The organism is Streptomyces pactum (assembly GCF_002005225.1).
Lineage (GTDB): Bacteria > Actinomycetota > Actinomycetes > Streptomycetales > Streptomycetaceae > Streptomyces > Streptomyces pactum_A.
Genome location: NZ_CP019724.1, coordinates 5,199,502 through 5,223,937 on the forward strand (window position 1 = coordinate 5,199,502; position 24,436 = coordinate 5,223,937).

Sequence of the window (24,436 nt, forward strand, 5' to 3'; positions counted from 1 at the left end):
CTGTCGTCAAGCTCACCTATCCACGACACGGAGGGGGCTCTAAAATTCGGGTTACTTAACGGTAGTTAGCGTGCCCAGCATCACAGCGTTTTGGAGCGTGAGAGACCTTGGCCGGATCGGCTGACTTCGACCTGTACCGCCCGTTGGAGGAGCACGACATGCTCCGGGACGCCGTCCGCGCGCTGGCCGAGGCGAAGATCGCGCCGCACGCCGCGGCGGTGGACGAGGAGGCCCGCTTCCCGCGGGAGGCCCTCGACGCCCTGACCGCGAACGACCTGCACGCGGTGCACGTCCCCGAGGAGTACGGCGGCGCGGGCGCCGACGCCCTCGCCACGGTGATCGTCATCGAGGAGGTCGCCCGCGTCTGCGCCAGCTCCTCCCTCATCCCGGCGGTGAACAAGCTCGGCTCCCTGCCGGTGATCCTCTCCGGCTCCGAGGAGCTGAAGAAGAGGTACATGACCCCGCTCGCCAAGGGCGACGGCATGTTCTCCTACTGTCTCTCCGAGCCCGACGCGGGCTCCGACGCGGCCGGCATGAAGACCAAGGCCGTTCGCGACGGCGACTTCTGGGTCCTCAACGGCGTCAAGCGCTGGATCACCAACGCGGGCGAGTCGGAGTACTACACGGTGATGGCCGTCACCGACCCCGCCAAGCGCTCCAAGGGCATCTCCGCCTTCGTCGTCGAGAAGTCCGACGAGGGCGTCTCCTTCGGTGCCCCGGAGAAGAAGCTCGGCATCAAGGGCTCCCCGACCCGCGAGGTCTACCTCGACAACGTCCGCATCCCCGCCGACCGCATGATCGGCGAGGAGGGCACCGGCTTCGCCACCGCGATGAAGACGCTGGACCACACCCGCATCACCATCGCCGCCCAGGCCCTCGGCATCGCCCAGGGAGCCCTCGACTACGCCAAGGGCTACGTCAAGGAGCGCAAGCAGTTCGGCAAGCCGATCGCCGACTTCCAGGGCATACAGTTCATGCTCGCCGACATGGCCATGAAGATCGAGGCCGCCCGCCAGCTCACCTACGCCGCCGCGGCCAAGTCCCAGCGCGGCGACGGCGACCTCACCTTCCAGGGCGCCGCCGCCAAGTGCTTCGCCTCCGACGTGGCCATGGAGGTCACCACGGACGCGGTCCAGCTCCTCGGCGGCTACGGCTACACCCGTGACTACCCGGTGGAGCGCATGATGCGCGACGCGAAGATCACGCAGATCTACGAAGGCACGAACCAGGTGCAGCGGATCGTCATGGCGAGGAACCTGCCGTAACGCACTCGCGACACGGGCGCGCGTCACGGGCGGCGGACCTGTTGCCCTTCAGGGCCGCCGCCGGTGCCGACGGTATGCGGGACCCTCCGGTCGCCGTAGGAGACGGGCCGTACGGTCCCGCTCCGCGGTCCGGAGGCGCCCCGGGCAGGCACTGGTAGGCAGGCGTGAGCAGTTTGGCCGTCAGTGTCCTTGGGGTGCTCGGATGAGCGGGCGGATGACACTTGGCCGCGGGCTGTTGGCGGGTAGCGGGATGAGGGTCAGGGGTGGGACGGGGGCGGGCGTGCGCCGGCTCGTGGGGCGGCTGGTCACTCGGGGACGACCTGCTCACGCGGGGTGCCGGGAAGCTGCTCTGGTTCGAGGTGCGGAGCCCGTGACCGCACCGGCGATCAGTCCTCGTAGCCCTCCGCCACCCGCCGCTCCCGCAGCTCCATGATCGCGCGGCGGCGTGCCAGACGGTGGGTGCGGCGGATCTGGGCCTCCTGGTAGCGGCGCTTGTCCTTCTCGGTCTCGGGCAGGACCGGCGGGACCGTGCGCGGCTTGCCGTCCGCGTCGACCGCGGCGAAGACCAGGTACGCCGAGCCGACCTGGGTGGCCGGGGTGGACTCGTTCCAGCGTTCGGCCAGGACCCGGACGCCGACCTCCATGGACGACCGGCCGGTCCAGTTGACCTGGGCCTTCACGTGGACGAGGTCGCCGACGCGGACGGGCTCGAGAAACGCCATCTCGTCCATGGACGCGGTGACGGCCGGGCCGCCGGAGTGCCGTCCGGCCACGGCGCCCGCCGCGTCGTCGACAAGCTTCATGATCACTCCGCCGTGCACCGTGCCCAGCAGGTTGGTGTCGCTGTGGGTCATGATGTGGCTGAGGGTGGTGCGGGACGCCGAGGTCGGCTTGCCCGGGATCTCCGGAGCCGTCGACTGCGCGGCCGAGGCCTGTTCTGCCTGGTCTGTCATGGCCTCCACCTTATGCCGGGACGACAGCCGCGTATTTTGTGTCAGCTTCGCAACAGCGCCGACCCTATTTTCCGACGACCCTTGTATGGGCCGCGGTGCGGACCTGCACACTGGTGCGCATGAATGATTGGCCCGAGGGATGGTCCGGTGACAACCGCCGCAGCGGGTACGGACGCGGCAGCGCGAGCGCGCGGCCCGAGAGCGCCCGCGTGATGCGGCAGGTCCGCCGCGGCCAGGCGCCGCCGCCCGGCCCGGGCCAGTCGGCACCGCCCTACGGCGACGGAGTGCCGCAGCAGCCCTCCTACGTCGACGGCCGGGGCCACGGCGGCCGGGACGAGTACGACAGCGGCTACAACACCGGCCAGGTCTACGGCAGCCCCGGCGGCCGAGGCCCCGGCGGCCCCGGCCCGGGCAGGCCCGCGCCGGACTGGCGCCGCCGGATCAAGTGGACCGCGATCACGGTGGTGACCGCGGTGGTCGTCACCACCGTCGGCACGTACTTCTGGGCCGACTCCAAGCTCAACCGCGAGGTCGACCTGTCCAAGGTCATCGAGCGCCCCGGCGCCGGCGAGGGCACGAACTACCTGATCGTCGGCTCCGACAGCCGCGAGGGCATGACCGACGAGCAGAAGAAGGACCTGCACACCGGCTCCGCCGAGGGCAAGCGCACCGACTCGATGATGATCCTGCACACCGGGGACAACGGGTCGACGCTGATCTCGCTGCCCCGCGACTCGGACGTGGAGATCCCGAGCTTCGTCGGCTCCGAGTCCGGCAAGACCTACAAGGGCACGGGCCGGCACGTGAAGCTGAACGCCGCGTACGCCGAGGACGGCCCCGAGCTGCTGGTGCGCACCATCGAGCACAACACGGGGCTGCGTCTCGACCACTACGTGGAGATCGGCTTCGCCGGCTTCGCCAACATCGTGGACTCGGTCGGCGGCGTCGAGATGGACATCCCCCAGGACATCAAGGACCCGAAGTCCGGCGCCGACTTCAAGAAGGGCAAGCAGACCCTGAACGGCGAGGAGGCTCTGGCCTTCGTCCGCACCCGGTACGCGCTGGCCGGCTCCGACCTGGACCGCACCAAGAACCAGCAGAAGTTCCTGTCCGCGCTGGCGAACCAGGTGGCCACGCCGTCGACCGTCCTCAACCCGTTCAAGCTGTACCCGACCATGGGCGCGGGCCTGGACTCCCTCATCGTCGACAAGGACATGGGCCTGTTCGACCTGGCGAGCATGTTCTGGGCGATGAAGAGCGTCAGCGGCGGCGAGGGCACGTCGATGAACATGCCGGTCTCGGGCAGCGTCGGCGGAAACCTCAAGTGGGACGACGCCAAGGTGAGAAGGCTGGTCGAGCAGCTCAAGAACGACGAGAAGGTCACCGTGACGGGCAACTGAGCCCGCCGCCGGTCACTCCTTCCCGCAGACCACCTCGTCACCCCGCACCACCGTGCCCGGCTCCCGCGGCGGGTCCGCCGGCCGCACCTTCACGACCTGCTCGAAGTCGGCGCCCGCGATCACCTTCAGCGTCGGGCCCTGGCCCTCGACCGGCCGCAGCTCGCTGCCGGGCAGGGCGGCGGCCAGCGACTTCGCCGAGCGGTCCCAGCGGGGGTCGAAGGCGACGACGGTGCGCTCGACCGCCCGGTCGGTGGCGTTCCTGGGCGCCCCGGTGGTGCGGAACCCGGTCGCGGCCAGGGCGTCGTCCACCCGCTTGCCGAGCCCCCGCGTGTGCGTGCCGTTCTCCACCTGGACCCGGATCTGCTCCGGGTCCACCGGGACCCTTACCGGCGCCGGGCCCTTGGGCTTCGGCTTCGGCTCGGCCAGCGGCTCGTCCTCGCGCAGGGCGTCGAAGATCCGCTCGGACCCCGCCTGGTCCCACTTCAGGGTCGAGCCGACGCCCTTGACGGCGAAGCCCATCTGGCCGATCGGCACGGTGGTGAACTCGGACGACGACGGCGAGAAGTTCCGCATCGCCCGCCCCAGCGCCAGCAGCTCGTCGGTGCCGAAACCCTTGTCCGCCCGTACCGAGCCCAGCACCGCCCGGGTGACGTCGCGGAACTTCAGCGGGTTCAGCAGCAGCCCCGAGGAGGTCGCCCGGTCGATCAGGGCGGCCATGAAGCGCTGCTGCCGCTTCATCCGGCTCAGGTCCGAGGCGCCGTCGAGGTGGCGGGAGCGGACGTACTGCAGCGCCTGCCCGCCCATCAGCCGGTGGGTGCCGGCCGGCAGGTCGAGCCCGGTGTGGCTGTCCTCGAGCGGCTCGGCGGTGCAGATCTCCACACCGCCCAGGACGTCCACCGTCTTCATGAAGCTGGTGAAGTCGACCTCCAGATAGTGGTCGATCTTCACCCGGGTCATGTTCTCGACGGTGCGGATGGTGAGCTGCGGGCCGCCCTCGGCGTAGGCCGCGTTCAGCTTGAGCGGGTGCCCTTCATGGCGCTCGCCGGTGGTGCGGTCGGTGTGGTCGGGCGTCTCGGCGTACGAGTCGCGCGGCAGGCTGACCACGCTGGCGCGCTCCCGGTCCTCCGAGATGTGCACGATCATGATCGTGTCGGTGCAGTGGCAGGGGGCGCCGCCGAGCCGGTACTTCTCGCGCTCCTCCTCGCTGATCCGGTCACGGCCGTCGGTGCCGACCAGCAGGACGTTCATGCCGTCACCGGCCCGCGGCCGGTTCTTCATGTCCTTGAAGGCGTCGACCCGCGAGATGTCCGAGTCCAGCCTGGAGAGCACCGCGTGGCCGATCCCGGCGGAGGCGAGCACCACCACCGACAGCGCGGTCACCGCCCGCATGGCCCAGCGCGGCTTCTTCCGTCGTACGGGGGGCCTGGGCGGGCGGCGGGCCGGACGCGGTCCGCCGCGCTGCGGCGGAGGGCCGCTCCGGGGGGACGCGGCCGGGACCCGGGGAGAGCGGGGCGGCGTGGGCAAGGGTGACACCTCCGCGGGGACGGGCCGTGCGGCCGGACGTGGGATCCGTGAGCACCGTAGGCCCATACGATCTGCTGCCCGGGGCTGTGACCCCCGCGGCGCGCACCCGTGTCCCCCGTTCGCGGTAACGTGAGCACCGATGAACGCCAAGTCCGACGTGCGGCTGCCCGCCGTTTCCGTGATCATGCCCGTCCTCAACGAGGAGCGGCATCTGCGCGGCGCCGTCCGCGCCATCCTCGCCCAGGAGTACGACGGCGAGATGGAGGTCGTGATCGCCGTCGGTCCCTCCGCGGACCGTACGGAAGAGATCGCCGCCGAACTCGTCGCCGAGGATCCGCGCGTGCACACCGTGCCGAATCCCACCGGCCGTACGCCCGCCGCGCTGAACGCCGCGATCAAAGCGTCCCGCCATCCGGTCGTCGTCCGCGTCGACGGTCACGGCATGCTGTCGCCGAACTACATCGCCACGGCCGTGCGGCTCCTGGAGGAGACCGGCGCGCAGAACGTCGGCGGCATCATGCACGCCGAGGGCGAGAACGCCTGGGAGGACGCCGTCGCCGCCGCGATGACGTCGAAGATAGGCGTGGGCAACGCCGCCTTCCACACCGGCGGCGAAGCGGCCCCGGCCGAGACCGTCTACCTCGGCGTGTTCCGCCGCGAGGCACTGGAGCGGCAGGGCGGGTACAACGAGGAGTTCATCCGGGCCCAGGACTGGGAGCTGAACTTCCGCATCCGCGAGGCCGGGGGCCTCATCTGGTTCTCGCCGGAGCTGAAGGTGTCGTACCGGCCCCGGCCGTCCGTGCGGGCGCTGGCCAAGCAGTACAAGGACTACGGTCGCTGGCGGCACGTCGTCGCCCGCTACCACTCCGGGTCCATCAACCTGCGCTACCTCGCCCCGCCGACGGCCGTGTGCGCCATCGCGGCCGGCGTCGTGGTGGGCGCGGCGCTGACCCCGTGGGGCTTCGTCGTACCCGGCGGCTACCTGGCCGCGATCGTCGCGGGCTCGGTCCCGGCCGGCAAGGGGCTGGGACTGAAGGCGCGGGCGCGGATTCCGGTGGCGCTGGCCACCATGCACATGTCGTGGGGCTGGGGCTTCCTGACCAGCCCGCGGTCGCTGGCCAGGCGGGTCATCGCGTCACGGCGCCCGGCGGTGCAGCCGGCCGCCGACACCGACGCCGCCGAGACCAGGTGACGCCGGGCCGGATCAGGCTCAGGACCAGGTGAACGCCGGGTTCACGTGCATGCAGGCGCTCTCGTCCGCGCCGTTGAGGGCCTCGGCCGACTCCGGGGTCCGGTCGTCGGACGCGGGCGCCCTGTACGTCGTACCCTCGCGCCAGTCGGCGCCCACGGTGAGCGTGACACCCGAGACGTCGGTCGACCGCCGCACCGCGTCCGCCGGGACGCCCAGGGCCTCGGCGACCCGCTGTGCGTCGCCCTCCAGGTCGGCGCTCGGGTAGCGGACGACCGTACGGTCCTCGCTCGGCAGCACCGAGGGGTCGGCGATCGCCTTGACGAAGCCCTGCTCCACCAGCAGCCCCGCGACCGTGTTCGAGCGTCCGCGGGCCGCGCCGAGGCGGTCCGTGCGGGTGCCGTTGCGCACCTGGACCGCGATCTCGTCGTCGGCGGCGGCCGGGTCGTCCGACAGCTTCGTCTCCTCGTCGTCGGCCGCCTTCTTCCCGGTGTCCCTGCCGTCCAGCGCGATGTCCTCGCGCACCAGCCGGAACAGCCGTTCCGCGTCCTCGGTCGGCTCCACGCGGGCGCCCACGTACCGGTTGGGCATCGTGGTCATGGTGATGCGCTCCGGCTTCACCTTGCGCAGCTCGTTGCTGAGGTCGTACAGCTTCTTGACGGTGTCGAGGCCCGGGTCGACCGTGAGGGCCCGGGTGGCCTCCTCGGCCAGCCTGCGCAGCTTGTTCGGGCTGCTCAAGGTCGCGTTCTCGCGCAGCGTCCGGACCATCGAGTTCAGGTACATGTGCTGGGCGTTCGCCCGCGCGAGATCGCTGCCGTCCTCGAAGCCGTAGCGGGTGCGCAGCCACTGCAGGGCCTGCTCGCCCTTGACCGGGTGCGTGCCCTTCTCCAGCTTCAGGCCGGAGCCGTGGCCCTGGCTGTCGCGCGAGTGGATGTTGGCGTCCACGCAGACCGGGACGCCGCCGACGGCGTCCGCCATCGACACCACACCCGCGAAGTCGACCATCATGAAGTGGTCGATGTGGATGCCGGTCAGCTCCTGCCAGGTGGCCACCGTGCAGCCGGGCCCGCCGTGTCCGAGGCTCCGGTTGGTCATCACCCGGCCCTCGCTCGCCGGGTAGACCTTGCCGTCGTCCGGGTCGGTGCACTTGGGGATCTCGACCAGGGTGTCGCGCGGCATGCTGACGACCGACATGTTGCTGCGGTCGGCGGACAGGTGCACCAGCATCTGCACGTCCGCCAGCGGCGTGGAGCCGAACGTCTCGCGGGCGCCGCCGAGTTGCTGGTTCTCCTCGCTGTCCCGCGCGTCCGAGCCGATCACGAGGATGTTCAGCGGGGTCTGCCCGGCCGCGTTCGGCGTCGGGGCGGCGACCTTGCTGTCGCCCAGGTTCAGGGTGTCCTTCTTGATGTTGTCGTTGAGGTGCTCGTAGTAGAGGAAACCGGCGCCGGCCGTACCGGCTATGAGCACGGCGAGCGTCACCGCCGTCCAGCGCAGCACCCGGCGTCCCCTGCGGGGCCGGCGTCTGCTGGCCTCGGCACCGTCGTCCGTGCCCTCCGTGTCGTCGACGGCGGTCTCCGCACGCTCGGGGGCGTTCGATGCGCCCTGTCGCGTGTCCTCCCCCTGCACACTGCTCCGCGTCATGTCCGCGTTCCTCCCCACCCCCGCGCCACCGCGCGGGCCCGTCGCCGTCCTGTGAGACGTACGACGGGCCCGTCAGGTCAACTGGCGCACTGCTTCTGGTCGGCCGTGGACTTCTCCACGTCCGGCGTCTCGATGGAGGCGGCGTCGAGTTTGACCCCCGCGCCCTTGAAGTCCTTGCCGAGGGTGAGGGTCATGGTGGGCAGGCCCTGGGCGTTGGTGACGCTCTCGCCGGGCTTCATGGCGGCGCCGGACAGGCCGAGGATCTCGGCGAGGGCGCGGGCCTGGGCTGCCTGGTCGGGGGCGTACTCGAGGGTGGTCCTGGCGACGTCGGCCGGGGCGTTCCCGCCGTTCTCGGACTTGGTGACACCGGCCTCGGTCTGGAGGTAGGTCAACTCCCGCTGGGCGCTGCCGCCGGAGGCGCCGCCGTTGAGGACGCGGACGCGGATCTCGGAGGGTTCGGACTTCTCGCCCTCGAGGCGGGCGGCGACGGCGGCCTTCTCCTTCTTCTCCTTCTCCGACTCCTTCTTCTTGACCTCGGTGAAGGAGACGTCGTTCCTGATCATGTCGAAGACCTGGGGTGCCTCCGACGGGTTGGGGACGACCGTCGCCTTGACCTTCTCCGTCGGGTTGTCGATCACCGGCACGGTGAGGAAGGTGATGTTCTTCGTCGGCACCTTCTTCAGCTCCAGGGCGATGTCCTTGAGCGTGCCCACGTTGCCGATGGGCTTGTCCACGGTCAGTGCCTTGGTGGCGGCCTCGGCCAGCTTCACCAGCTTGGTGGGGCTGGTGAGGGTGTCGCTGGAGGACATCTTCCGCATGAGCGAGCCCAGGAACTGCTGCTGCACCTCGATGCGGTCCAGGTCGCCCTCGTTGCCGAACGCGTGCCGGGTCCGGACGAAGGCCAGGGCCTGCTCGCCCTCGACCGTCGACTCGCCCGCGGGCAGCTTGAGATGGGACTTCGGGTCGTCGACGGCGTGTTCCACGCAGACGTCGACGCCGTCGACGGCGGTGGTGAGCGTCTTGACCGCGTTGAAGTCGGCCATCATGAAGTGGTCCGGCTTGATGCCGGTCGCCTCCTTCACGGTGCGCATCGTGCAGCCCGCGTCACGGCCGCCCTCGCCGAGGCTCCGGTTGAAGCGGACGTCCTGCTCACCGGGGACGACCGTCTTCGTTCCGTCCTCCCGCGTGGTCTCGCAGTCGGGGATGTCGACGATCAGGTCGCGGGGGATGCTGAGCGCGGTCGCGTTGGAGCGGTCCTTGGCCACGTGCAGCAGGATCGTGGTGTCGGCGTGCCCGACACTGCCCTTGTCGCCGTAGCCCTCGTTGCCCTCACCGGTTCGCTTGTCGGTACCGATGATGAGGATGTTGAAGGCCTCGTCCTTGCTGAAACTGCTGCTTCCGGCGTTGCCGACGTCCGTCGTCGAGACGTTGCCCTCGAGGTGCTTGAGGTAGACGTAGCCGCCGACGCCGGCCACGAGGACGACGAGGGCGGTGCTGCCGCCGACCCACAGCAGGGCCTTCCTGCCCTTCGACTTCTTCTTCGCCGGCCGGCGTCCGCGCCGCCCCGGCACCGGCTCCTCGGGTGCCGGACGGCGCCGCCGCTGGGGCGGGACCTCCCGGCCGGGCGCGGCCGTGCGCCGTGCCGAACCGGTGGTGCCGCTGTCGGCGGGGGAGGAGGCGTCGGTGTCACCGCGGGCGGGCCTGCGGGGGCCCGGCACGGGCGACTGCGGTGCGGATGGGGACAGTCGCAGTTCGTATTCACCGGTGCGCGGATTCAGTACCCACTGATCTGCGGGATCGACGTCGTCTGCCCGCCCACGTCCTTGCGCGTCCACGGTCTCCCAATCCTCCGTCGGGGGCCACGCGGCACCTTCTGCCGGAAGGTGCACGATAAAGGGTCAACATGTGCACGACGCCAGGGCGGACCTCGCGGCGGGGGCACTGGACCGCTCACACTATCCGTCCAGTTCGGTGCCGAACGACACCGGTGCCACATGCGGAACCCCTACAACAGGGCAATCCCTACTATTTTCCTGAACTCCTACCATCGGTACGGCTCGTACACGTCCATGCACTTCTCGGTGTCCGAGCCGTTGATCGCGTCGCTGCTGTCCGGCAGGTCTCCGGCCTCGGGCTTCTCCTGTTCCGGGTACGACGCGCCCGAGCGCCAGTCCGCTCCCACGACGAGCGTGATCCCGGACACGTCCGCCGACTGCCGCACCGCGTTCGCCGGAATTCCCAGCGCCTCGGCGACCCGCCGGGCGTCGCCCGCCGACTCGGCGCTCGGATATCGGACCACGGTCTTGTCCTCGGAGAGTGCGGCCGAGGTGTCCGTCGTCGCCTTGCCGAAGCCCTTCTGCACCAGCGTCCGGGCGACCGAGCCCGCACGGCCGGTGACCGGACCGAGGGTGGTGGAGCGCGTGGCGTTCCGGACGGTGACGCCGATCTCGGAGTCGGGAGCGGCGGAGTCCTCGGTGGGCTTCTCGCCGGACTCCTTCCCGCTGTCCTTCCCGGCGTCCTTTCCGGTGTCCTCTCCCGTGGCGCCCTTGCCGCCGCCCTTGCCGCCCTTGTCGTCGAAGGACACGTCGTCGCGGAGCATCGCCCACACCTTCTCCGCGTCGGCGCCGGCCGGGAGCAGGTGGTTCTTGTTCCGGTCGTCCTGGACGGTGGGCATCGTCGTCATGGTGATGCGGTCCGTCGGTACCGTCTTGAGCTGCATCCCCAGGTCGTACAGCTTCTTGACCGTGCCGATCTCCTCGGAGACCGTCAGCGACTTCGTGGCCGCCTCGGCCAGGTTCATCAGCCTGCCCGTGTCGGTGAAGACGTTCTGCTGCTTCAGAGTGCGGATCATCGAGGTCATGTACATGTGCTGGGCCTCGGCGCGTCCCAGGTCGCTGAAGAAGGCGTGACGCGTGCGCAGCCACTGGAGCGCCTGCTCGCCCTGCACCTTGTGCCGGCCGGCCTTCATCTTCAGACCCGAGCCGCCGGGCACGCCGGGCAGCGGGCGGTCCCACACGTTCTGTCGCACACAGACCTCGACCCCGCCCACGGCGTCCGCCATCGACACGACGCCCGCGAAGTCGATCGTCATCCAGTGGTCGATGTAGACGCCGGTGAGGTTCTCCCAGGTGGCCAGGGTGCAGCCGGCGCCGCCGCGGCCCAGCGACTCGTTGATGATCGTGTTGGTCGCCGGGTACTTCTCGCCCGTTTCCGGGTCGGTGCACTCGGGGATGTCGACCCGGGTGTCGCGGGGGACGCTCACGACCGCGGCGCTCTTGCGGTCCGCGGCCAGGTGGATCAGCATCTGCACATCGCCGAGCGGCGGGTTGTCGCGGTGATTCCTGCCCCCGCCCAGCGCCACGTTGGCGTCGGAGGCACGGCTGTCGGAGCCGATCAGCAGGATGTTGAGGGGAGTCTGCCCGGCGGCGTTCGGCTCGGGCTTGTCCGCCTTGGAGTCGCCGCTGCTGCGCTCGCCCTTCTCGATGTTGCCGTTCAGGTGCTCGTAATAGAGGTATCCGGCGCCCGCCGTCCCGAGTATCAGCACCGCGAGGGTGGACGCGGACCAGCGGAGCGCGCGGTGCCGGCGTCCGGCGCGCCGTCGCCCGGACCGCCTGCCGTCGCCGCCCTGCTCCCCCCGCCCGCCCGCGCCCGAGCCGCCTCCGCCCGGGGCGCCGCCCCTGGCGCCCGGGGTGTGCCGGACGGCGCCCGGCCGTGTCCCCTCCCCTTGCACACTGCTCTGCGTCATGCCTCTCCCCACCCGCGGGCCCCTGCACGTCCCCGTGCGCGCTACCTGTTCGCACAGTTGGACGCCCGGACCCCCTCGTTGGCTGTACGGCGGTCCCGACGGATTGCTCGCGCGTCCCGGAGGGCTACTCCTGTCCCAGCCGTCTCCCGGGCGCAGCAACGGACTGTCGTACTGTCAGACGCACGTGGAGCCCGTCAGGTCACTTCGCGCACGCGACCTTGTCCGCCGTGGACTTCCGGGCCTCTTCGGGCGCCTTCGCGGAGGCGGCGTCGAGTTTGACCCCCGCGCCCTTGAAGTCCTTGCCGAGGGTGAGGGTCATGGTGGGCAGGCCCTGGGCGTTGGTGACGCTCTCGCCGGGCTTCATGGCGGCGCCGGACAGGCCGAGGATCTCGGCGAGGGCGCGGGCCTGGGCTGCCTGGTCGGGGGCGTACTCGAGGGTGGTCCTGGCGACGTCGGCCGGGGCGTTCCCGCCGTTCTCGGACTTGGTGACACCGGCCTCGGTCTGGAGGTAGGTCAACTCCCGCTGGGCGCTGCCGCCGGAGGCGCCGCCGTTGAGGACGCGGACGCGGATCTCGGAGGGTTCGGACTTCTCGCCCTCGAGGCGGGCGGCGACGGCGGCCTTCTCCTTCTTCTCCTTCTCCGACTCCTTCTTCCTGACCTCGGTGAAGGAGACGTCGTTCCTGATCATGTCGAAGACCTGCTGGGCGGGCTCCTCCTGGAGGACGACGGTCGCCTTGACCTTCTCGGCCGGGTTGTCCTTCACCGGCACCGTGGCGAAGGTCAGGTTCTTGGTGTTGAGCTTGCCCAGCTCCAGCCCGAGGTCCTTCAGCTTGCCGATGTCGTCCAGCTTGGAGTCGACGGTCAGTGCCTCGGTCGCCGCCTCGGCCAGTTTCACCATCTTCGACGGGCTGGTGAGGGTGTCGTTGGACTTGAGCTTGCGCATCAGGGCGCTGAGGAACTGCTGCTGGATCTCGATGCGGCTCAGGTCGCCGCCGAATCCCACGGAGTGCCGGGTGCGCACGAAGGCCAGCGCCTGCTCGCCCTCGATTTTGTGCTCGCCCGCGGGCAGCTTGAGGTGCGAGTCAGGGTCGTCGATGTCCTTCGCCAGGCACACCTCGACTCCGTCGACCGCTGTGGTGAGCGTCTTGACCGCGTTGAAGTCGGCCACCATGAAGTTGTCCGGCGTGACCCCGGTCAGCTCGGTGACGGTTCGCATGGTGCAGCTCGGCGTACGGCCGCCCTGCCCGAGGCTCCTGTTGAAACGGACGCCGGGGGAGCCGGGGATGACCTTCGTGGACCCGTCCTCCTGCGTGGTCGGGCAGTCGGGGATGTCGACGATCAGGTCGCGGGGGATGCTGAGCGCGGTCGCGTTGGAGCGGTCCTTGGCCACGTGCAGCAGGATCGTGGTGTCGGCGTGGCCTGCGCTGCCCGTGTCGCCGTAGCCCTCGTTGCCGGCGCCGGTGCGCTTGTCGGTGCCGATCAGCAGGATGTTGATCGCCTTGTCCTTCTGGAAGCCGCCGGTGCTCGCGCCGTCGTCGGGGACGGACTTGATGTTGTCGTTGAGGTGCTCCAGATAGAGGTATCCCGCCGTACCGGCGGCGAGGACGACGAACGCCGTGGTGCCGCCGATCCACAGCAGGACCTTCCCGCCCTTCGACTTCTTCTTCGCCGGCCGCCGCCCGCGCCGGCCGGGCGGCGGCTCCTCGGGTGCCGAACGGCGTCGCCGCGGAGGGGGAACCTCGCGGCCCGGGGCGGTCGCGGGGGCGGACGCCGACGCCCGTGCGCCGCGGCCGCGTGACCCGCGGCGTGCGGCACCGCGGGGGCCCGGAACCGTCGGTGACTGCGGTGCGGAAGGGGTCAGTCGCAGTTCGTATTCGCCGGTGTCCGGATTGAGTACCCACTGGTCTGCGGGGTCTATGTTCTCCGCCCGCCCACGGCCTTGCGCGTCCACGGTTGTCCGAATCCTCCGTCGGGGCCACGCGGCGCCTTCCCCTCAAGGCGCCAGGTCTCGCTCGTTCGGTGCCCGGCCTCGGGCAGAACCGCGGGGCCGGGCACACCGGAGCGCTCACATTAACCGTCCTGTTCGGTGCGGGACGACGGCAGCGGCACATTCCGTGAAACTTACAACTGGGCAATCCAGCGCATTTCTTGGACAATTGTCCGCTCTTCCGCACGGATTCCGTGCCGGCCCTGCGCCGGCCTTGCGCCCGACTCGTGTCGTCTTGCTGCGCGCTTCACTCGCAGATGTCCTCCGCGGCGGTGTTCCCGCTGAACGTCGGCGCCGGAGAGTCGGCGGCGCCGGGTTCGCGGGGCGTTCCGGAACCGGTCGGCGTATCCGGTTCGCTCGCCGCCGCGATCACCACGGGTTCGTCCGTCCGCAGACGGGTGAACAGCTTCTCGGCGTCGGGCTCCACGAGTTGGTCGCGATTGGCGTCGCCCGCGTACGACTCCCGCGGGACGGTCAGGAATTGCACGCGTTCGGTGGGAATGCCGCGCAGCCCGCGCACGAGGTCGTAAAGGCCCCGCAGACTCGCCAGGTCCGGATCCGTCGTGAGAGACGACGTGGCCGCGTCCAGGACGGGATACAGCTTCATCGGATTCAGCAGTACGTCATTGCTCTGCACCTTGTTGACGAGCGCCCCCAGGAAACGCTGCTGCCGGTCCATCCGGTCGGTGTCGCTGCCGTCGCCCAGCGACTTGCGGGCGCGGACGTAGCCGAGCGCCTGCTCCCCGTCGAGCGTCACCCGGCCCGCGGGCAGTCTCAGCTTGGCGTCCTTGTCGTCGACCGGCTCGCGCAGGCACACCTCCACGCCGTCGAGCGCGTCGACCAGCTCCTTGAAGCCCTGGAAGTCGACGACCACGTGGTGGTCGACGCGGATGCCGGTCAGCTTCTCCACGGTCCGGATCGTGCACGCCGAACCGCCCGCCTCGAAGGCGTAGTTGAACTGCGCGAACGCGGGCTCGGTGCGCGACCCGTCGGGGCGGCGGCAGTCGGGCACGTCCACCATCAGGTCGCGGGGGAGGGAGACGGCCGTGGCGCTGTCCCGGCCCGCGGCCAGGTGCAGCAGGATCGTGGTGTCCGACCGCTCGGTCCCGTCGTCCCGCCCGTAGCGCTCGTTGCCGTCGCCGGACCGCGAGTCGGACCCGATCAGCAGGACGTTCTGGGCGCCGCGGACCAGTGAGGTGGGCCGCTCCTTCTCGTACCGGGCGAGTTCGGCCGCCGCCGCCTCGTCCGACGTGATGTTGCCGTCCAGCTTGGCGTACACCGCCCATCCGACCCCCACGGCACCGGCGGCGAGTACGGCGACCACTGTCCCGGCACACCTCAGCAGCCGCCTTCGACGCCGCCGCCTCAGCCCGTTCCCGGTCGCGGACGCCCCCGCACCGGGCCCCGGGGCCCCCTGGCCACCGACCCCGTCGGAGGGCGCGCCTGCGTCGTCATCGCTCACGTTCCCTCCGTCCCGCACACGTGCGCTCCTACGACCATGACCCGAGCGGGCGCCGGAGGCGGAACGGGACTGGGCCGAACGGGGCACCGGGAGGGGTGGCACGGGTGGGCGCTGGGGGCCTTTCCGTCGGCGTCGGACCGCCGCCGAGGGGAACCTGGTCCGGCGCACCCTGGCCGGGGCCCCGCCGGCCTGGCGGCACCCGTGGCCTGGCCCCGGGGCGCGGGCGCGACCCACGTCACGCCGCCCCACCCGGCGCCGACACTGGCGTCGAGGACCCGGTCGACGCCGGGCCGACACTGGCGTCGAGGACCCGGTCGACGCCGGGCCGACACTGGCGTCGAGGACCCGGTCGACGCCGGGCCGACACTGGCGTCGAGGACCCGGTCGACGCCGGGCCGCCTCGACGCCGGGCCGCCGTCGACCTGACGCACACTCGGGGCACCGTGCACCCGTCAGCGCCGGGTCACACACCTCACCCCCAACGCCGAGTCACCAACCGGCGGGCACCTCCGCACCTCACCGCGCCGCACCTCACCGCGCCGCACCTCACCGCGCCGCACCTCACCGCGCCGCACCTCACCGCGCCGTCGCCGAGACCCGCTCCGCCTCGATCCGCTGGTCCACGACGCCCGCACCGGCCAGCTCCAGATGCCGGCACAACACCACCGACCCCCCGCTGGCCAGCGGCCCGTACAACCCCGCGCTCAGCCCCGCCCAGGTGTCGTACGGCAATCCCGACAGAATCCGTGCCCCCGGCCCCGTGAGCCCGAGCCCCGAGGCCTCCGCCCGAGCCCGCTCCACGACCTCCGCGCCGCTGAACTCCCGCCCGGCCACGATCAGCGCGGGCTCCTCCGGATCGACCGGCACGTACGGCACGAACCGGTCCCCCTGCCCCGGCACCTCCACCGCGTAGTCGGCGAAGCCCTCCGGCGGACGCGGCACGAACCGCCCGCCGAGCGGCCGCAGCGCCAGCGCGACCCGCGCGCCCGAGCACGCCCGCGCCGCCTCCAGCGACTTCGGCTCCGGCCCGCTCACGACCACGTCGGCCGCCGTCGGATCGCCCGCCATGTCGGCGACGGCACCCACCGACGCGCACGCCAGCAGCCACACCGCCGTCTGCCAGTGCGCGGGCAGCAGCAGCGCGACCCGGTCGCCGGGTTCGACTGACAGTTCGTCCTGGAGCAGGTTCGCGGTCTTGGCCACCCAATTGGCGAAGGTGGCCACGGACAGTTCGACGCGTTCGCCGGTGGCGTCGTCGTAGAAGGTCACCAGGGGGCGTCCCGGGTCCGCGGCGAGCGCGGAACTCAGCAGGTCGGCAGGGGTGCGGTCGGTCGCGTTCATCCGCGCAAGCGTACGCGGACCCACGGGCGCGCACCGAGCGTACGGCGTACCGCACCGCCACCGGTTCGGACGAAAACGCCCTGAAGGCCGTCGGGTTACGGATGGACAGATTTGTACGACGATGTCAACGATCAGCAGTATGCGTGGATTCCTTGCTTCCTCGATCGGTGTCACGTGCGCGGCCGCCCTGGCGCTCCCGCTCGCCCCGCCCGCGGCGGCGGCAGCCACCTCCGCGGTTTCGCCCACGCCCGGAAGAACGGCGCAGTCCGAGGCATACGTCCCCGGCAGCACCCAGTCGCTGCCCCTCGCCCCCCTCACCCGCGACCGTGCCCCCGGCGCCGTCGAACAGGGCGTCCCCCGCCGGGACGTACGGCACTTCTCGCTGGTCGGTGTCGTCTGGGACGACCCGGCCGCCGAACTCCACGGCCACGTCCAGGTCCGCACCCGCGCCACCGCCACCGGCACCTGGTCCGACTGGCGGCAGTTGGAGACCCACAACGTCGACCACGCCGCCGACCCCGGCACCCCCGAGAGCACCTCGGGCCGCGTCCGTGGCGCCACCGCCCCGCTGTGGGTGGGCGAGTCCGACGGGGTGGAGGTACGGGTGCGGGCGGAAAGCATCCCGGAGGCCACCCGGACCACCCGGACCGCCCGGACCACCGGGACCGCCCGGACCACCGGGACCGCCCGGACCGCCGGGACCGCCGGCACCACCGTCCCCGGCAGAGCCACCGCGGCCGACGCAGCCGCCCCGGCCGCCGCCTCCCCCCTCCCCACCGGCATGCGCCTCGAACTCGTCGACCCCGGCGAGGGCGCCCCGCCCGCGGCGGCCCCGGGGCCGGAGGACGGCCCGCGCACCACCGCCATGACCGCCGAGTCCGCCGAAGCCGTCGCCGCCTCCGCCGTGAACGCCGGACTCGCCCCGCTCGGCGCCACCGAGATCCCGGCCCTGAGCCGGACCCGGACCGAGGCCGAACTCGCCGCGCGGCACAAGGCCAAGCCGTACGTCGGACCCCGCCCGAGCATCACCACGCGCCGCGGCTGGGGCGCCAACGAAGGGCTGCGCGGGAAGAAGTTCGTGTACACGAAGAAGGTCAAGGCGGCCTTCGTGCACCACTCGGCCACCGGCAACAACTACCGCTGCTCGCAGGCGCCGTCAGTCATTCGCAGTATCTACCGCTACCACGTCAACAGCATGGGCTGGCGCGACCTCGGCTACAACTTCCTCGTCGACAAGTGCGGAAAGATCTACGAGGGACGGGCCGGGGGCGTGTCCAAGGCGGTACTGGGTGCCCACACCCTGGGGTTCAACTCCAACAGCATGGGCATCGCCGTACTCGGCACATACAGCTCCAAGAAGCCGTCGTCGGCCGCTGTGAAGGCGGTCGCCCGGCTCACCGCGTGGAAGCTCGGTCTGTACGGCATGAATCCGCGCGGGAAGACATACCTGAAGTCCGGTGGTGGCAATCTCTACCGAAAAGGCAAGAAGGTACGACTGAACGTCATCTCGGGTCACCGCGACGGCTTCGTCACGAGCTGCCCCGGCAAGAAGCTCTACGGCAAGCTCGGCACGACCCGCTCGAAGGCTGCCAAGTACCAGGGCCGCTGAGGGCGCGACACCGCACGACCACCGAAGGCGCCAGGGCACGGTCTGCATACACTGGCCGGCCGAAAGACAGTTCGGCCGGTCCCGGCAGGAAGCAGAGACGACGGTGACAGAAGCGATCCTCCTGGTCGGTGGCAAGGGCACGCGGCTGCGGCCGCTCACGGTGCACACGCCCAAGCCCATGGTCAGGGCGGCGGGGGTGCCGTTCCTCACGCATCAGCTCGCGCGGGCGAAGGCGGCGGGCGTCGACCACATCGTGCTGGCGACGAGCTACCTGGCGGAGGTCTTCGAACCGTACTTCGGCGACGGCTCCGCCCTGGGCCTCCACCTCGAGTACGTCACGGAGGAGGAGCCGCTCGGCACCGGCGGCGCGATCCGCAACGTGGCGTCCCGGCTGCACTCGGGCCCCGACGACCCGGTCCTCGTCTTCAACGGCGACATCCTGACGGGCCTGGACATCGGCGCGCTGGTCCGCACCCACGGGACGACGGGCGCGGACGTCTCCCTGCACCTGACGAAGGTGACCGACCCGAGGGCGTACGGCCTGGTCCCGACGGACGGCACGGGCCGGGTGCTCGCCTTCCTGGAGAAGCCCCAGACCCCCGAGGAGATCGTCACCGACCAGATCAACGCGGGGGCGTACGTCTTCCGCCGCTCGGTCATCGACACGATCCCGGCCGGCCGCCCCGTCTCGGTCGAACGCGAGACCTTCCCGGAACTCCTCGCCACCGGAGCGCATCTCCAGGGCATGGTCGACTCCACGTACTGGCTGGACCTCGGCACCCCGGCGGCCTTCGTGCGCGGCTCGGCCGACCTGGTCCTCGGCCGCGCCCCGTCCCCGGCGATACCGGGCCGCTGCGGCGACCGCCTCGTCCTGCCCACGGCCCGGGTCGCGCCCGACGCCAAACTGGCCGGCGGCACGGTGGTCGGCGAGGGCGCCTTCGTGGCTCAGGGCGCGCGCGTCTTCGGCAGCACGATCCTGCCCGGCGCCGTCATCGAGCCCGGCGCCGTGATCACCGACTCCCTCGTCGGCACCCGCGCCCGCGTCGGCACCCGCACGGTTCTCACCGACACGGTCATCGGCGACGGCGCCGTCATCGGCGCCGACAACGAACTCCGCTCCGGCGCCCGAATCTGGTGCGACGCCCACATCCCCCCGGCAGCCCTCCGCTTCTCATCCGACACGTAACCCACCTCACGCAGCCGCGAACCACCCCACGCACCGCGCGCCGCCCCGCGTAACCGCGAACAGCCGTGTGCCGCCCCGCGCAGTCGCGAACAGCCGTGTGCCGGCCCCGCCTGCGCGCAGCCGCGTGTCGCCCCGCGCAGCCGCGCGCGGTGACGTGCCGCCCCAGCCGCGAGCAGCCGTGCCAGCCGCAGCGGCGGGCAGTCGTGCCGCTGGGGCGGCACGGGTGGGCGCATCGGCACGTGGCGGTGCCGGTCCGCGTTCCCGCCTTGGTCCGCATGCCCGGCGGGCGCGTGGCGGTGCTGGTCTGCGAGACCGGTTCCGTCTCGCCGGGCGCGTGGCAGCGCCGGTCCGCGTTCCCGCCTTGGTCCGCATGCCCGGCGGGCGCGTGGCGGTGCTGGTCTGCGAGACCGGTTCCGTCTCGCCGGGCGCGTGGCAGCGCCGGTCCGCGTTCCCGCCTTGGTCCGCATGCCCGCCGGACGTGTGGCGGTGCCGGTCTGCGACACCGGTTCCGTCTCGCCGGGCGCGTGGCGGTGCCGGCCGGGTCCGCCGCCTCATCCCGCCGGGCACCCGGCCGCGCCCGTCCACGTCAGCCACCCCGATCCGCCGGACACCCGGCCGCGCCGCCCCGTCCGCCCGCCGGACAACCCGTCAGCCCCGGCCCCTCAAATCCGCTCGATCCCCCGCGGAGCCATCCGCGGCGCCCGCCGCCCCGGCACCCGCCCGCTCAGCAGCACCAGCCGAGCCGCTCGATGCCGCTGCCCGGCATACGGCTCCAACAGCCGCAGCATGACGGAGTCATCCGCATCCCGGTCCCCGCCCAGCGCGAACCCCACGATCCCCGGCAGATGCAGATCCCCCACCGTCACCGCATCCGGCGCTCCGTGACTGCGCTGCACGGTCTCCGCGGACGTCCACGGCCCGATCCCGGACACGACCTCCAGCCGCTCCTGCGCCGCCGCCGGCTCCATCCCGGCCGACTCCTCCAGCCGCGCCGCGACCCGTACGGCCCGCAGAATCGTGGACGCCCGCTTGTTGTCCACCCCGGCCAGGTGCCAGTCCCAGGACGGGATCAGCGCCCACGTCCGCGCCGACGGCATGACGCACATCCGCCCGGGCGCGGGTCCCGGCGCAGGTTCCCCGTACTTCCGTACGAGCAGCCGCCACGCCTGGTACGCCTCCAGCGTCGTGACCTTCTGCTCCAGGACCGACGGAATCAGTGACTCCAGCACCAGCCCGGTCCGCGTCAGCCGCAGCCCCGGCCGCCGGTGCGCCGTGAACGCCAGCAGCCGGTGCCGCGGCACGAACGCGGACGGGTCGTCGTCGGCGCCCAGCATCCGCGGCAACCGCTCCAGCAGCCAGTCCGCCCCCGGCCCCCAGGCCTCGCCCCGCACCTCACCGCCGCGCGCGGTGACGCGCAGCGTGCCCGGCCCGGCGGGCGTCCGGCTGGCCCGCCACACCGACCCGTCCGGCATCGTCCGGAACGTCGGGTCGCCCGGCCCGCGCCGCAGGGGACCGAGCACCAGCCCGAGGTCCAGTGGCCCGTCCGGCACCCACACCCGCACCTTCCCCGGCGCGGCGGCCTGCCGCGGCACCCCGCCCGCGGACCCGGTGAGCTCCCCGCCGCGCACACTCGTACGCGGGATCCGGGGAGCGAAACGTCCTGCCACGAGTGAGGTCCTTGACGCGAGGGAGACGGAGGGAAGGCGAGGTGGGGGGAAAGGCGAAGTCCCTACGAGGGTAGATGCTCGCCCGGCCGGGTCACCGCACCTCCTCACCGCACCTCGATGAAGGCCCCCGCGTCCCGCTCCGGGCGCGCCCGCGGTTCCCCCGCCGGATGACCGACCGCGACCGCGCCCATCGGATCCCAGTCCCCCGGCAGCCCCAGCACCTCCCGTACGACGTCCCGGCAGAACATCGTGGAGGACACCCAGGCCGACCCCAGCCGCTCCCCGGCGAGCGCGACGAGCAGGTTCTGCACGCCGGCGCCGGTGGCGACCACGAACATCTCCCGCTCGGCCCCGTCGCGACGCGCGTCGCCGTACGTGTGCGAGCCGTCCATGACCAGGCAGGGGACGACGAGGTACGGCGCGTTGCGCAGCACGTCGCCGCGCCTGACCCGCTTGGCGATCGACTCCTCGCTCTTGCCGTCCCGCCGCAGGTCCGCGATCCAGGCGTCCCGCATCGCGTCCAGCAGCCGGGTGCGGGAGCCGGCCGACTCCAGCAGCACGAAACGCCACGGCGTCGTGTGGTGCGGCGCCGGCGCGGTCACCGCCGCGGCCACCGCCCGGCGTACGGCACCGGGGTCGACCGGCTCGTCCGTGAAGGCCCGTACGGTACGGCGCTGGGTGACCGCCTGCCGTACCGCCTCCGACGTGCCCAGCCGGAACATGTCGTCACGCGCGCCGCGCACCATCGCCCGCGCGCCCTCGCCGTCGTCCCCGGCCACCACCTGCGGCAGCCCGCGCACGACGGCGACGGGGAGTCCCGCCGCCTTCCCCTTGACCAGGTCGCCCGCGGCGGCGAGTTCGTCGGCGGTGGCGACGACGGTGGCGCCGAGCGGATTGCCGTGCGCGTCGGTGCCCCCGCGCAGGTCGTCGAGGACCCGCACACCGGCGGCGCCGATGGCCACGTCCGTGAGCCCGGCCCGCCAGGGCCGTCCGAACGTGTCGGTGACGACCACGCCGACGTCGATGCCGAGCGCGTCGCGCAGTCCGTCGCGGATGCCGCGCGCTGAGGCGTCCGGGTCCCGGGGGAGCAGCAGCACCGTCCCGGAGGGCGTGTTGGAGGCGTCGACCCCGGCCGCGGCCAGGACCAGACCCTGGCGGTTCTCGACGATGCGCAGCGCGCCGCGCCGGGCCACCACCCGGACGGTCTCCGCGTCGATCGCGGCCTCCCGGTCGGTGGCCTCCACGACACGTCCCTCGGCCTTGGACACGATCTTGGACGTGACGAGCAGCACGTCCCCGTCCGCCAGCCCGGGCTCGGCCGCCGCGATCAGCTTGGCCAGGTCGTCGCCCGGCCGCACCTCCGGCAGCCCGGGGACGGCCCACACCCGGTAACCCTCCCGGGCGCCGTCCCGGTGGCCGTCCCGGTGGCCGTCCCGGTGGCCGGGACGATGGACGGGCGCATCGTCACGCACGCCGTCGCTCATGCCTCCCGTACCTCCTCCGCCAGCGTCAGCGCATCCCGGGCCATCTGCGCCGTCGCGTCGAGGCCGGTCATCATCAGCGGGACGGCGCGGCACAGGATGCCGGCCGCCTTCACGCGCGTGACGGAGTCCGAGTCGACGGTGTCGACCAGCCAGCCGTCGAGCAGACCCGAGCCGTAGTACTCGGCGACCGCGGCCGCGGTGGACTCCACGCCGACCGCCGCGAGTACCTTGTCCGCCATCCCGCGCACGGGCGCGTCCCCGACGATCGGGGAGAGGCCGACCACCGGGACCCCGGCGTCGGCGATCGCCTCCCGGACGCCGGGCACGGCGAGGATCGTGCCGACCGATACGACCGGGTTGGACGGCGGGAAGAGGATCACGTCCGCCTCCGCGATGGCCTCCAGGACCCCGGGCGCCGGCTTCGCCTGCTCGGCGCCGACCGGTACGACCGCCTCGGCGGGGACCGAGGCCCGCAGCCGTACCCAGTACTCCTGGAAGTGGACCGCCTTGCGCTCCCCGTCGAGCTCGACGGCGACGTGGGTCTCCACGCGGTCGTCGGTCATCGGAATGAGGTGCACGCCGGGTTTCCAGCGGTCGCACAGGGCCTGGGTCACCGCGCTGAGCGGATAGCCGGCGGCGATCATCTGCGTCCGCACGATGTGCGTGGCGAAGTCGCGGTCGCCGAGCCCGAACCACTCGGGTCCGACGCCGTACGCCGCGAGCTCCTCCTTGAGATGGAAGGTCTCGTCGGTCCGTCCCCAGCCCTGCTCCTCGTTGATGCCGCCGCCGAGCGTGTACATCACCGTGTCGAGGTCCGGGCAGACCTTCAGCCCGAAGAGGTGGATGTCGTCCCCGGTGTTGCCGATGACCGTGATGTCCGCGTCCGGCGCGGCCTGCTTCAGACCACGCAGGAACCGTGCACCGCCGATGCCGCCTGCCAGAACCACAATGCGCATGGCCCCAGTCTCGCAGGCGGGTACGACAGTGCGTCAGGCAGTCGTCACAGCACCGGCACCGGCACCGGCGCCCGCGCACCGCGCGGAGTGCATCGGCATCTGCGTCAGCCCCGGGAAGTAGACGTGCAGGCTGACCGCCGGCTCCAGCGCGTCGTTGACCACCTCGTGCACGTAACCCGGCGCGAACACCCGACCCCACTCCCGGCCGCGCTCGAGCGGGGTCACCCCCGCCGGCCCCGCCCGCAACACGCGCGTGCCGCGCTCGGTGTGCTCGGTCAGGGCGCCGTCCAGGACGGTCAGCACACCGGAGGAGGGGCCGTGGTCGTGGCGTCCGCTGCCCTGGCCGGGCAGCCAGGACAGCAGCCACACCTCGTATCCGGGGCCGGTGCGCAGCCGGCGGTACCAGCGTGTCGTCGCGTCGTATCGGACGAGGTGCTCCCACTGGGAGCGGTCGGCGGCGATGGAGCGGGCCAGGCCGGCGAATTCGGCGACGGTGGCCGGGTGCTCGCGCGGTGTCTGCAGGAGGTGGGGGACTTCGAGGATGTCGCCGGCGATCTGGAGGTCGCTGTTGCTGTTCATGGGTGCGGTGGGTCCTCGGCGGAAGAGTGCGGGGAGTGGCGGAACGCGAAGAGGGCACGCCCGGGTCGGGCGGGCGACGAAGAGTCGAGTCGCGTGGACTCGGGACCAGCCGGAGCGCGGTTGGCTCAACAGTTGGAACAGCGACAACAGCTACAGCGAGCGCGGGCAGCACCATGGGACCCGGCGGTGCGGGTCGAGGCGAGCGCCAAGTTCGCGAGCATGCCCACAAGGACAGCGGCTCACACCGGCACTGTCAACTTGATGCCCGTTATGTGGGACATGGTTCACCTCATCCGGTTCATCTCACAGGTGAAAGGTTTGCTCAGGGGGCTTCCGGGACACATGGCGCACAAGCCGGGCGCACAACCCCCGTTGCGATCTCGTGATCCGAATGTGATCAGGTTCGCTTCGGCGTGTGTATCGGAACGGGATCGATCGCCGGGGCGTC

At 71.8% G+C, this 24,436-nt stretch carries 17 protein-coding genes; 5 read left to right on the forward strand and 12 right to left on the reverse strand.

Going from position 1 to position 24,436, the window contains the following annotated elements; all coding sequences use genetic code 11:
- The first annotated feature begins 107 nt into the window (after positions 1-107).
- Positions 108-1,265, forward strand: coding sequence for an acyl-CoA dehydrogenase (locus B1H29_RS22195; protein ID WP_055417265.1), 1,158 nt, complete (start codon positions 108-110; stop codon positions 1,263-1,265).
- Positions 1,266-1,651: 386 nt separating this feature from the next.
- On the opposite strand, the gene B1H29_RS22200 is transcribed toward B1H29_RS22195, so the two are convergent.
- The gene (locus B1H29_RS22200) at positions 1,652-2,218 is read right to left on the reverse strand and encodes an acyl-CoA thioesterase (RefSeq protein WP_030873063.1); all 567 of its coding nucleotides are present in this window, start codon (positions 2,216-2,218) and stop codon (positions 1,652-1,654) included.
- A 119-nt stretch (positions 2,219-2,337) separates the two neighbouring features.
- Between B1H29_RS22200 and B1H29_RS22205 the strand changes: the two genes are divergently transcribed.
- The gene (locus tag B1H29_RS22205) at positions 2,338-3,618 is read left to right on the forward strand and encodes an LCP family protein (RefSeq protein ID WP_199832292.1); all 1,281 of its coding nucleotides are present in this window, start codon (positions 2,338-2,340) and stop codon (positions 3,616-3,618) included.
- A gap of 12 nt (positions 3,619-3,630) precedes the next feature.
- Here the strand turns inward: B1H29_RS22205 and B1H29_RS22210 are convergent, their stop codons facing one another.
- On the reverse strand, positions 3,631-5,007 hold the full coding sequence (locus B1H29_RS22210) for an LCP family protein (RefSeq protein ID WP_055417263.1): 1,377 nt from the start codon (positions 5,005-5,007) through the stop codon (positions 3,631-3,633).
- 274 nt (positions 5,008-5,281) lie between these two features.
- Here B1H29_RS22210 and B1H29_RS22215 point away from each other — a divergent pair, with 274 nt between their 5' ends.
- Positions 5,282-6,334 carry a glycosyltransferase family 2 protein gene (locus tag B1H29_RS22215; protein ID WP_055417262.1) on the forward strand — a complete coding sequence of 351 codons (1,053 nt, stop codon included), beginning with the start codon at positions 5,282-5,284 and terminating at the stop codon, positions 6,332-6,334.
- An 18-nt stretch (positions 6,335-6,352) separates the two neighbouring features.
- On the opposite strand, the gene B1H29_RS22220 is transcribed toward B1H29_RS22215, so the two are convergent.
- The 6 genes from B1H29_RS22220 to B1H29_RS22245 form a co-directional block, all read right to left on the reverse strand.
- Complete coding sequence (locus B1H29_RS22220) at positions 6,353-7,972, reverse strand: LCP family protein (RefSeq protein ID WP_055417261.1); 1,620 nt, start codon at positions 7,970-7,972, stop codon at positions 6,353-6,355.
- A 77-nt stretch (positions 7,973-8,049) separates the two neighbouring features.
- Complete coding sequence (locus B1H29_RS22225) at positions 8,050-9,807, reverse strand: LCP family protein (protein WP_199832290.1); 1,758 nt, start codon at positions 9,805-9,807, stop codon at positions 8,050-8,052.
- A gap of 206 nt (positions 9,808-10,013) precedes the next feature.
- A complete protein-coding gene (locus tag B1H29_RS22230; RefSeq protein WP_079160390.1) occupies positions 10,014-11,717 on the reverse strand; it encodes an LCP family protein in 1,704 nt (567 codons plus the stop codon).
- 199 nt (positions 11,718-11,916) lie between these two features.
- A complete protein-coding gene (locus tag B1H29_RS22235) occupies positions 11,917-13,668 on the reverse strand; it encodes an LCP family protein (protein ID WP_055417260.1) in 1,752 nt (583 codons plus the stop codon).
- 283 nt (positions 13,669-13,951) lie between these two features.
- Positions 13,952-15,166 carry an LCP family protein gene (locus B1H29_RS22240; RefSeq protein WP_055417766.1) on the reverse strand — a complete coding sequence of 405 codons (1,215 nt, stop codon included), beginning with the start codon at positions 15,164-15,166 and terminating at the stop codon, positions 13,952-13,954.
- A 576-nt stretch (positions 15,167-15,742) separates the two neighbouring features.
- A complete protein-coding gene (locus tag B1H29_RS22245; protein ID WP_055417259.1) occupies positions 15,743-16,507 on the reverse strand; it encodes a TIGR03089 family protein in 765 nt (254 codons plus the stop codon).
- Positions 16,508-16,646: 139 nt separating this feature from the next.
- On the opposite strand from B1H29_RS22245, the gene B1H29_RS22250 reads away from it, so the two are divergent.
- Together B1H29_RS22250 and B1H29_RS22255 are read left to right on the forward strand one after the other, a co-directional pair.
- Positions 16,647-18,116, forward strand: coding sequence for a peptidoglycan recognition protein family protein (locus tag B1H29_RS22250; protein ID WP_055417258.1), 1,470 nt, complete (start codon positions 16,647-16,649; stop codon positions 18,114-18,116).
- 103 nt (positions 18,117-18,219) lie between these two features.
- Positions 18,220-19,302 (forward strand): nucleotidyltransferase family protein, encoded by a 1,083-nt coding sequence (locus tag B1H29_RS22255; protein ID WP_055417257.1) that lies wholly within the window; start codon positions 18,220-18,222, stop codon positions 19,300-19,302.
- Between the two features lie 662 nt (positions 19,303-19,964).
- Here the strand turns inward: B1H29_RS22255 and B1H29_RS22260 are convergent.
- The 4 genes from B1H29_RS22260 to B1H29_RS22275 all read right to left on the reverse strand — a co-directional run bounded on the left by B1H29_RS22260 (position 19,965) and on the right by B1H29_RS22275 (position 23,988).
- Positions 19,965-20,969, reverse strand: a complete 1,005-nt coding sequence (locus B1H29_RS22260; RefSeq protein WP_055417256.1) for a DNA-3-methyladenine glycosylase family protein — start codon at positions 20,967-20,969, stop codon at positions 19,965-19,967.
- A 104-nt stretch (positions 20,970-21,073) separates the two neighbouring features.
- Positions 21,074-22,453, reverse strand: a complete 1,380-nt coding sequence (locus tag B1H29_RS22265; protein ID WP_107095231.1) for a coenzyme F420-0:L-glutamate ligase — start codon at positions 22,451-22,453, stop codon at positions 21,074-21,076.
- Positions 22,450-23,409 (reverse strand): 2-phospho-L-lactate transferase, encoded by a 960-nt coding sequence (cofD, locus tag B1H29_RS22270; RefSeq protein WP_055417255.1) that lies wholly within the window; start codon positions 23,407-23,409, stop codon positions 22,450-22,452. The genes B1H29_RS22265 and cofD overlap by 4 nt, the downstream gene beginning before the upstream one ends.
- A 33-nt stretch (positions 23,410-23,442) precedes the next feature.
- Positions 23,443-23,988, reverse strand: coding sequence for a cysteine dioxygenase (locus B1H29_RS22275; protein ID WP_055417254.1), 546 nt, complete (start codon positions 23,986-23,988; stop codon positions 23,443-23,445).
- Positions 23,989-24,436 lie beyond the last annotated feature (448 nt).